At 67.4% G+C, this 2916-nt stretch carries 4 protein-coding genes; all 4 read right to left on the minus strand.

Features of this window, described 5'->3' with window-relative positions; translation table 11 throughout:
* A partial coding sequence (locus tag QHF84_RS50095) for a hypothetical protein (protein WP_281320784.1) occupies positions 1–610 on the minus strand: 610 nt, incomplete at its 3' end.
* Positions 611–621: 11 nt separating this feature from the next.
* The gene (locus tag QHF84_RS50100; RefSeq protein ID WP_281320785.1) at positions 622–1362 is read right to left on the minus strand and encodes a phage tail protein; all 741 of its coding nucleotides are present in this window, start codon (positions 1360–1362) and stop codon (positions 622–624) included.
* Between the two features lie 14 nt (positions 1363–1376).
* Positions 1377–2525 carry a baseplate J/gp47 family protein gene (locus QHF84_RS50105; protein ID WP_281320786.1) on the minus strand — a complete coding sequence of 383 codons (1149 nt, stop codon included), beginning with the start codon at positions 2523–2525 and terminating at the stop codon, positions 1377–1379.
* On the minus strand, positions 2522–2916 hold a 395-nt coding region (locus tag QHF84_RS50110; RefSeq protein ID WP_281320787.1), incomplete at its 5' end, for a hypothetical protein. The genes QHF84_RS50105 and QHF84_RS50110, both read right to left, overlap by 4 nt.

The following is a 2916-nucleotide window of genomic DNA, read 5'->3' on the forward strand; positions in this document are numbered from 1 at the left end:
GGGCCGAGCGGACGGTACCCGTCGGGATTGCGCCATGCTCGAAGAAGCCGATCCGGGAAGCGCCATCATCGATCGTGCCCGTGCCCGTCGCCGTCCCGCTCGGGAGCCCGAGGACCGCCGCCGCCGTCCCGCTCGCCGAAATCGAGGAGCTCGCCCCCAACGTTTTCGAGACGAGCACGAGCCGAGATTCGTCGTCGAGGCTCGCGTCCTTGTTCTTGGGCGCGCCTGTCTTGATCTGCTGTACGATGTCCGCGGGCGTCAACGGAGCCCCGGACTGCACCATTTCACCCGGCGCGGAGTCCTCGCCGAGGAGCAGGGTCTTCCCATCGAGCAACCCGCCCGGACCGAGCTCGCCGGTGGGGTTCGTCTCCGCGTCATATTGCGTGAATGTGGACAGCCGCTTCGAGCCGAGGAGCGTCGCCCGCGTCCCGTTCGCCACGCCGGCCAGCTCCGCGCGCGCCCGGCCGATGGCATCGAGGAGGTACGCCGTCCGATCCGCGAGGCGGACAAGGCCGAGGCGATAGAGGGATTCATGATTGACGAGCTCTCCGTCGTTCAGCATGCGAACGAAGGCATGGAAGACGAGTGAACCCATGAAATCGTAAGCCATGGTCGCCTCCGTCAGATGTCGTAACCGCCGCCGAGCCGGAATGGCATCGACATTTCGCCAAGCATGTTCCCCGCGCCGATCGGCCAGAATGCGACGCCGCTCCCCTCGGAGCCGCCGAGCTTGAAGCCAAGCGCGAGCCCGAGGCCGAGGATTGGAGCGTCCCGGAAGCGAAGGATCACGTGGACGGGGTAGCCGTGCGCGTCTTTCCACTTGAGGATCTGCCGTTTGATGGCCCGGACCTGCTCCGCGGTCGCTGAACTCCCGAGCGTCGATCCCCCCAGGAGGAACGGCATGCGCAGCGGCTCGATCCTCAGCGTTCCGAACTCGGGCCCGAGCACGACCCAGAACCGCGAATACCAGCACCCTTCCGCGAACCGCCCTTGCCAATCTTCGATCACGAGAACATCCGGGATCCCGAAGGCCCGCAGGCTTTCCTCGATCGCTCCCGCCGTTCCCGCCCTTTGATGCGTCTCCCATGCCCGTTCCAGCCGAGCCAGATAGGCTTCGTCCGTCTCCCCCTCGAAGCGTTCGATATCGAAGCCCTGCCCCTGCCAGCGCAGCGCATCGGGCGGCCCGAGCCCTGGCCACCGCGCTTTGATGGCCGCGCGGAGTTCGTCGAGCGTTGCGTCCTTCGCCTCGCCGAGCAGGGCGAGGAAGGCCTGCGCATTCGGGCCGCGGATCCATTCCGCATCGGTCCACTGTCCCCCGTCGGGGATGTTGCCGCGCTGGAGCTCTCGAAACTCGTCCGCCATGGGTCCTCGGGTCGTCAAAGGAGCGTGAGTTGAGGGACGAAGACGATGGCATCCGTCGCCTTCGGAAGGACATCCCGCGCGGGCGACACGAGCCGAGCATCCACCGTCCCGCTGGCGACGTCGACCAACTCTTCGATCAACCGCGCGCGGTAGAGGGCCTCGCCGAGGGGGTAATCCGATTGCAGCGCGACGAGCCGCCCGATCGCCTCCGCGACCGCGTGCGGGTTCGTCGGGTTTCGCAGGCCTGCGATGATCGGCACCTCGAGCAGCGTCGCCGAGAAGCACCGGAGCGGCCCTGTCCCCACAGCCTTCAGGCCCGCGAGGTAGCCTCGAACGGCCTTCACCTCGGAGGCCGACGCCGGCCCCGCGGGATTGGCGAGGTAGACGTCCACGCTCCCCGGTCCGTTGGGATTATCGTCCCGCACGCGGAAACGCGAAACGGAGAGCCCGAAGAGTTCTGCCGCCTTGCGGATCCGGTACCGGACGGCCGCAAGGTTTCCACCCGCGCCGAGGGAGCCCCACTTGTCCCGGCACTTCGACCGGAGGCTCGGATCGCTCTCTTCGTCAGTGCCGGCCCTCGTGATCCATGTCCCTGTCGAGGGATCGGCCGGATTGGCGATCCTCACGCCCTGGAGAGGCGTATTCAAAAACGAAATCGTCGACGGGGGGACGTTGTATCGCGCGCCAGGCGCCTCCGCACGAAAGGTGAGCGCGAGGCTTCCGCCTTTCGGCAGCGTCCCGCCGTCGACGTTCACATACCGGAGAGGATCGGCGAGCTCAGGCCCGAAGACCGCCGCGAGTTCGCCCGGTTGGATCACGTGCAGGGAGTCGTCGGCAAACTCCGTCAAGACCATCCGCCCCTCGGTGGGAATGGCCTCGCGCCGCAGCTCTTGAAACCACCCGAGCGCGACGAGATCGAGCCACGCGCCGAAGGGCCCGTTTTCGTCGTCCCCGAGGTATCCGCCACGCGTGATCGCGATCCTCGCCGCCTCCCACGCCTCGATCGTTTGCGCCTCTATTTCCAGGAGCACGCGCCCGATTCTCTTCGAGTCCCAACCACGCGCCCGGAGGCCGAGCCCGTGGGCCTTTTCGAGCAGGTCCTCAAAGATGACGTCCTTCCGGCGAGCCCGGAGGAGCGCCGCGAGCGACGGAGCGTCCATCATGCAGCCTCCCCGAGCGAACGGAACAGGACGCGCCGCGCCTCGCCCGTGTCGACCGTGAGGAGGTAGCTCCCCTCGGCCAGGTCGAGCCGCCCGACGATGAAAAGCACGCCGCCGCGCAGTTCCGCGCGCACAGAGGCCCCGACCACGCCCGGCTCCTGCAGCGCCTCGCCTTCGAGCAGCTCGCCAAGGCGATAAAGGTTCGTCGGCGAGGGGTCCGCGTTGATCATGCGTAGAACGTTGACGCCTTCCGCGGGGGACCACGGAAGCGCGCCCGAGCTCATGAGCCATCGACGCGCCACGGCCTCGAGGACGACGCGCGGCCCTTCCACGACCGCCTCGAAATCGATATCGATCGATCCATCCGGACCGAACGTGCTCATATCGTCGCCGT

This window comes from Polyangium sp. y55x31, from assembly GCF_029946505.1.
Classification (GTDB): domain Bacteria; phylum Myxococcota_A; class Polyangia; order Polyangiales; family Polyangiaceae; genus Polyangium.

Excerpts from the sequence above, each read along its gene's own strand:
- QHF84_RS50105 (WP_281320786.1), bottom strand. The coding sequence starts at position 2,525 with ATGATGGACGCTCCGTCGCTCGCGGCGCTCCTCCGGGCTCGCCGGAAG.
- QHF84_RS50100 (WP_281320785.1), bottom strand. The coding sequence starts at position 1,362 with ATGGCGGACGAGTTTCGAGAGCTCCAGCGCGGCAACATCCCCGACGGG.